Below are 6,014 nucleotides of genomic sequence, written 5' to 3'. Positions count from 1 at the left end.
CTGCCGCGCGTCCACGGTCCGCCCCGGCACCCGGGCGGTCGCCCGGCACGAGACCGGTGTGACGCCGGGCCCAGTAAGGAGCCTGCCCGTGACCACCACGCCGTCCCGTCGTCGCCCACCCTCGGCGGCCGACCGGCCGCCGACCACCTCCCGGCTGTGGCACCCGTTCTCCCACCTCCGCGACACGCTCGCCAGCGAACTGACCATCGTCGAGGGACACGGCGCGCGGGTACGCGACAGCGACGGGAACTGGTACCTCGACGCCACCGCCGGACTCTGGTACGCCAACGTCGGCCACGGCCAGTCCCGGATCGCTACCGCCGTCGGTGAGCAGGCCGGTCGTCTCGCCGCCTACTCCACCTTCGGCGACATGGCCAACCCGGCCGCGCTGGCGTTGGCCGACCGGATCGCCGAGCTCGCCCCGATGCCGGACCCGATGGTCTTCCTCACCTCCGGCGGCTCCGACGCGGTCGACACGGCCGTGAAGATGGTCCGCCGCTTCTGGACACTGCGCGGCCAGCCCGAACGCGGCGTCGTCATCTCCCGGGACCTGTCCTACCACGGCATGCACGGGCACGGCACCGCCCTGGCCGGGATCGCGGCCAACAGTGCCGGCTACGGCCGGGTGGCGGCACCGGGCTTCCACCGGGTGCCGCACGACGACGCCGAGGCGCTGCGCCGCACCATCGACGAGATCGGCGCCGCGCAGGTGGCGGCCTTCTTCGTGGAACCCGTCATCGGGGCCGGGGGAGTACACCCGCCGCCACCCGGCTACCTGGCCGAGGTGGCCGAGATCTGCCGGCGCAGTGGTGTGCTGCTCGTCGCCGACGAGGTCGTCACCGGCTTCGGGCGCACCGGCGACTGGTTCGCCTCGGCCAGCTACGGCATCGAGCCGGACCTGCTGCTGTTCGCCAAGGGCGTCACCTCCGGGTACGTGCCGTTGGGCGGGGTGATCGCGGCCCGCCGGGTCTGGGAGGCGTTCACCGACGACACGGCGGGCGTGTTCCGCCACGGCTACACCTACTCCGGGCACGCGGTGGCCTGCGCCGCCGCGATCGCCAACCTGCGCCTGCTCACCGAGGACGACCTCCTGCCCCGGGTGACCGTGCTGGCCGGGCGGCTCGCCGACCGGCTGCCGGCGCTGGCCGGGTTGCCCGGTGTCCGCGAGGTCCGGCACGCCGGACTGCTCGGCGCGGTCGCGTTGGACGTCGACCGGGACCCCGGGCTGCCCGACCGGGTGGTGCGGCAGGCCCGGGCCTCGGGCGTGCTGACGCGGGTCATCAACGGCGACAGCCTCCAGCTCTCACCGGCCTTCGTGCTCACCGACGACCAACTCGACCAGATCGTCGAGCGGCTCGGTGCGGCGATCACCACAGCGGCGCAACCGGCCCGGACCGGTTGAGCGTCCCGGGCGTACCGCCCGGATCCGCCGGGCGGGCCATCCATCCATCCCTGCGGGAGGAAGACGTGTCCGAGCTGGTACCGACGTTGCCGGCCGGGCGGTACTGTGCCGCCCCGGACGGGCGGGACGACGCCGTGCTCGCCCGTAGCTGGCAACTGGTGGCGCTCACCACCGACCTCGACGCGCCGGGCCGGTACGTCCGGGCCGAGGCGACCGGACGTAGCGTGCTCGTGGTCAACGACGGCGGTACGGTGCGGGCCTGGCACAACGTATGCCCGCACCGTGGCGCCGAACTGGTCACCGCCGACCGGGGCACCGTACGCAGCCTGCGCTGTCCGTACCACGCCTGGACCTACGGGCTCGACGGCGCCCTGCGCGCGGCGCCCGGCCTCACGCCGGTGCCGGACCTGACCCTGTCCGGCCTGCGCGTCGCCGTACGGGACCCGTTCGTGTTCGTCACGTTCTCCGCCGACACGGCGCCGTTCGACGAGATGTTCGGCGACCTGTTCGACTCGATCGCCGAGTTCGGTGTCGACCTGCCCACGCTCGCCCGGCAGTCGGACGTGGAGACGCTCGACTTCCCGGTCCGGGCGGACTGGAAGATCGTGGTGGAGAACTCGTTGGAGTGCTACCACTGTGCCGTCGCGCACCCGGGGTTGGCCAGCTCGCTCGACCTGCGGACGTACCGTCAACAGACGGCGACCTGGTGGAGCGTGCAGCGGTCACCGATGCGCGGCGAGGCCGGCGGTCGGGGCGACGGCATCGGGGCCGACGCCCGGATCGCGGCGACCTCCGGCGGCGGGCAGGCCGAGGCGAGGTTCCACTTCCTGTTCCCGAACCTGTTCGTCTCCGTGTGGCCGGGTTCGGCCGGCTTCTCCTACACGCTGGTGCGGCCGTTGCCGGACGGCACCACCCGCTCGGAGTACCGGCGCTTCCACGGCCCCGGCGCGACCGAGCGGGAGCGCGCGGACAGCCGGTCATTCATCCGGCAGGTCATCGACGAGGACGTGGCGTTGTGCGAGTCGGTGCAGCGTGGCCTGCGCTCCGGCGCGATCCCGCACGGCTGGCTGCGGATCGGCGGCGTCGGTGCCGACGAGTCGTGCATCGCCCACTTCGGTGACCTGGTGCGGCGGCTCACGGCGGACGGCTGACGACCGTGACCGGCCCGGGGGTGGGGTCAGGCGCGTCCGCCGGCCCGGGCCCCGCAGGTGTCCCGGATCACCAGCTCGGCCGGCAGCACCTCCTCGACCGGCGGGCGCTGGCGGTCCGCGCCGCCGATGCGGTGCATCAGCAGGTCGAAGGCGCGTCGCCCCATCTCGGGGGCCGGTTGGCGGACCGTGGTCAGGCCGATCCCCTTCAACGCCGCCACCGGCACGTCGTCGAAACCGACCACCGCGACGTCCTGCGGCACCCGGATCCGGCGGTCGTGCAGGGCGTCGATGCAGCCGAGCGCGATGACGTCGTCGGCGCAGACGATCGCCGTGGGCGGCTGCCCGGCGGTCAGCAGCCGGTGTGCGGTGATGCCACCGCTGAGGTGGGTGAAGTCGCCGTGCACGACCAGCTCCGGGTCGACGTGCAGACCGACCTCGGCCATCGCCCGCTGGTATCCCTCCAACCGGAGCTGGTTGGTCGAGGTGTCGGCCCGCCCGCCGGCGAACGCGATCCGGCGGTGGCCGAGCCGGATCAGATGCTCCGTGGCGATCGCCCCGCCGCGCCGGTTGTCGATGTGCACGCTGTCCACCGCGCTGCCCGACAGCGTGCGGTTGACCAGCACGACCGGGGTGCCCGCGCGGATGACGCGTTGCAGGTCGTCGCCGCCGCTCTGCAACGCCGAGGTGAGGATCGCGCCGTCGACCTGGTGCTCTACCAGCAGCTTCAGGTAGTCCATCTGCCGGCGCGGGCTCTCCTGGGTGTTGCCGAGGACGACGTTGTAGTCGTGCTCGGCGGCGGTGGCCACGATCGCCTCGATGAGCTGCGGATAGAACGGGTTGGTGATGTTCGAGACCACCAGGCCGATCAACTGGCTGCGGCCGGTGATGAGCGTCCGGGCCGCCGCGTTCGGGGTGTAGCGCAGTTGTTCCATGGCCGCGATCACCCGGTTGCGGGTGACCGCGGTGATCCGGGGGTTGTTGTTGAGCACCCGGGAGACCGTCGACTGAGACACGCCCGCCAGCTTGGCGATGTCGTGACTGCTCACCTTCCGACGTTGCCCGGGAGGCTGTGCCTCGACACCGGGTCCACCAGTCATCTCGCCATCCATCGCATCAGTGGGCCGCGCGTCCGTATCGGCCGGTCGGGCCCGCGACCTCGGCGGTGCGGTGGCCTTGACGGCGGCCAACGCATCATAGCACCATGCATACGTATTCCAAGCCGCCTGGGCCGGCCGACTCAACCATGACCGTCTAACCCTTCGGCAGGAGTGACGATGATTCCCGGAACGACCCTCGGCACCGCCGTGGTGCGGGCTCTGGCCGCCGGTGGGGTGACCCGCGTCTTCGGCATCCCCGGCACACACACCCTCGGTCTCTACCGGGCCCTCGACGCCGCCCGGGTCGACCACGTCACCGCCCGGCACGAGCAGGGCGCCGGGTTCATGGCCGACGGCGCCACCCGCTCGACCGGGCAGGTGGCCGCCTGCTCGGTCATCTGCGGCCCCGGCATCGCCAACGTGGCCACCGCCGTCGGCCAGGCGTACTCCGACGCGGTGCCGATCCTGGTGCTCGCCGGTGACCTGTCCCGCGCCGAGCGCGGCGGCCGGGGCGGCCACGCCCACGAACTGCGCGACCAGGACGCGTTGCTGCGCGCCGTCACCGACCGGGTCACCCGCGCCTGCGAACCCGAGGACGTCCTGCACGCGGTCCGTGACGCCCTGGCACCCCGCCGCTGGGGACGCCCCGCACCGGCGGTGGTCCAGGTGCCGCAGGACCTCTGGGACGCCCCGGTGGACCCCGACCGCACCGGGCCGACCGCATCGGAACGCCGACCGGCACCGGCGGACGCCGGCATCGTGGACGAGACCGTGGCACTGCTCACCGACGCCCGTCGACCGGTGGTCGTCGCCGGTGGGGGAGCGGCCGGTGCCGCCGACGACCTGCGTCGCCTCGCCGAACGGCTGGACGCCCCGGTGCTGACCACGCTCAACGGCAAGGGCACCATAGACGCCCGGCACCGACTGCACGCCGGGATCGTCACCCAGCAGTACGGCGTACCGCAGGGTGCCGCCGAGGACCTGCTCACCGGCGCGGACGTGGTGCTGGCCGTCGGCACCGAACTCGGCCCGACCGACTTCTGGGCCACCCGGCCGAGGCTGACCGGCCGACTCGTGCACATCGACGTCGACCCGGTCGCCATCGGCCGCCACCTGCCCGCCGACATCGCCCTCACCGCCGACGTCGCGACCGTCCTCGCCGAACTGGCCGACCGGCTGCCGGTGGCGGACCGCTCCGGCGCCGCGTCGGCGGACACCTGCCGTCGACGGCTCGACGCCGAGGCCGCCGCCCTCGGTGCGCCGTACGCGTCGTGGATCGCCGCGCTGCGCCACGCCATGCCCGACGACGCCTGTCTCGCCGTCGACTCGACGGGTGCCAACTACTACGGTGCCACCCCGTTGTTCCCGGTGCACGGCCCGCGTGGCTGGCTCAACCCCTCCGGCCTGGGCACCCTCGGGTACGCGGTACCGGCCGCCATCGGCGCGGCGGTGGCCACCCCGGGACGGCCCACCGTGGCGCTCGTCGGCGACGGCGGCCTCATGTTCACCATGCCCGAACTGCTGGTCGCCGCCGAACGGGAGATCCCGCTGGTGACCGTCGTGTGGCGCAACGGCGGATTCGGCGAGATCGCCCGGTTGCTCGACGAGCAGGGCGCCGGGCCGGTCGGCTGCCAGCAGCGCGCCCCCGACTACCCGGCGCTGGCCGCCGCGCTCGGGTGCCGGTACGCCGAACCGCACGACCCGGCCGACCTCGCCGCCGCGGTGGCCGGTGGCCTCGACGCCGACGGCCCGACCCTGGTGGTGGTCCCGTGACCGGCCTGCTCGCCGATGCCACCGGCGCCTGGATCGACGGCGCCTGGCACGGCGGCGACACCGAACAACCGGTCACCGACCCGGCGCGCGGCCGACTGGTACGCCGACTGGCCGGGCCGGGAACGGCCGGTGTGGACCTGGCCGTCGACGTCGCCCGGCAGCGCTACGTCGGCGGGGTCTGGCGGCGGACCTCGCCGGCCGCCCGCGCCGCCGTGCTCCTGCGCCTCGCCGACCTGGTCGAGGAACACGGCGCGGAACTGGCCCGGACCGAGACCGCCGAGACCGGGTCGCCGCTGCGGCTGCGGCACGCGGTCGACGTCGAGGGCACCGCCGCCGCGCTGCGCTGGTTCGCCACCGCCGCCCGCCATCTCGACGGTGTCGCCGCCGCCGAGTACGTCCCCGGGCACACCAGCATGCTGCGCCGCGAACCGCTCGGCGTGGTGGCCGGACTCGCGCCCTGGAACCATCCGCTGCTGATGGCGGCGTGGAAGGTCGGGCCCGCCCTGGCCGCCGGCAACTCCATCGTGCTCAAGCCCGCCGCGCAGACCCCGCTGACCGCGCTGGCGCTGGGGCCTGTCTCTTATACACAGA

The 6,014-nt window shown here is 73.9% G+C and carries 5 protein-coding genes; 4 read left to right on the top strand and 1 reads right to left on the bottom strand.

Features of this window, described 5'->3' with window-relative positions:
* Both EYA84_RS24305 and EYA84_RS24300 read left to right on the top strand, forming a co-directional pair.
* Nucleotides 1-1,402: aspartate aminotransferase family protein (locus tag EYA84_RS24305; protein ID WP_236145935.1), on the top strand; the 1,402-nt coding region annotated here is incomplete at its 5' end.
* Nucleotides 1,403-1,467: 65 nt separating this feature from the next.
* On the top strand, nucleotides 1,468-2,553 hold the full coding sequence (locus EYA84_RS24300) for an aromatic ring-hydroxylating dioxygenase subunit alpha (RefSeq protein ID WP_161595030.1): 1,086 nt from the start codon (nucleotides 1,468-1,470) through the stop codon (nucleotides 2,551-2,553).
* Between the two features lie 26 nt (nucleotides 2,554-2,579).
* Here EYA84_RS24300 and EYA84_RS24295 read toward each other — a convergent pair whose 3' ends face one another.
* Nucleotides 2,580-3,599, bottom strand: a complete 1,020-nt coding sequence (locus EYA84_RS24295; RefSeq protein WP_161595029.1) for a LacI family DNA-binding transcriptional regulator — start codon at nucleotides 3,597-3,599, stop codon at nucleotides 2,580-2,582.
* Nucleotides 3,600-3,827: 228 nt separating this feature from the next.
* On the opposite strand from EYA84_RS24295, the gene EYA84_RS24290 reads away from it, so the two are divergent.
* Together EYA84_RS24290 and EYA84_RS24285 are read left to right on the top strand one after the other, a co-directional pair.
* Entirely contained in the window at nucleotides 3,828-5,423 is a 1,596-nt protein-coding gene (locus EYA84_RS24290; RefSeq protein WP_131055671.1) for a thiamine pyrophosphate-binding protein, read from the top strand.
* A partial coding sequence (locus EYA84_RS24285) for an aldehyde dehydrogenase family protein (protein WP_161595028.1) occupies nucleotides 5,420-6,014 on the top strand: 595 nt, incomplete at its 3' end. The genes EYA84_RS24290 and EYA84_RS24285, both read left to right, overlap by 4 nt.

This window comes from Verrucosispora sp. SN26_14.1 (genome assembly GCF_004307965.1).
In the GTDB taxonomy this organism is placed as follows: domain Bacteria; phylum Actinomycetota; class Actinomycetes; order Mycobacteriales; family Micromonosporaceae; genus Micromonospora.
The sequence above is the reverse complement of the archived record's forward strand: the minus strand, read 5'-3'. Positions and strand labels throughout refer to the sequence as shown.

Coding starts and splice junctions, on each gene's coding strand:
- EYA84_RS24290 (WP_131055671.1), top strand. CDS start 3,828: ATGATTCCCGGAACGACCCTCGGCACCGCCGTGGTGCGGGCTCTGGCC.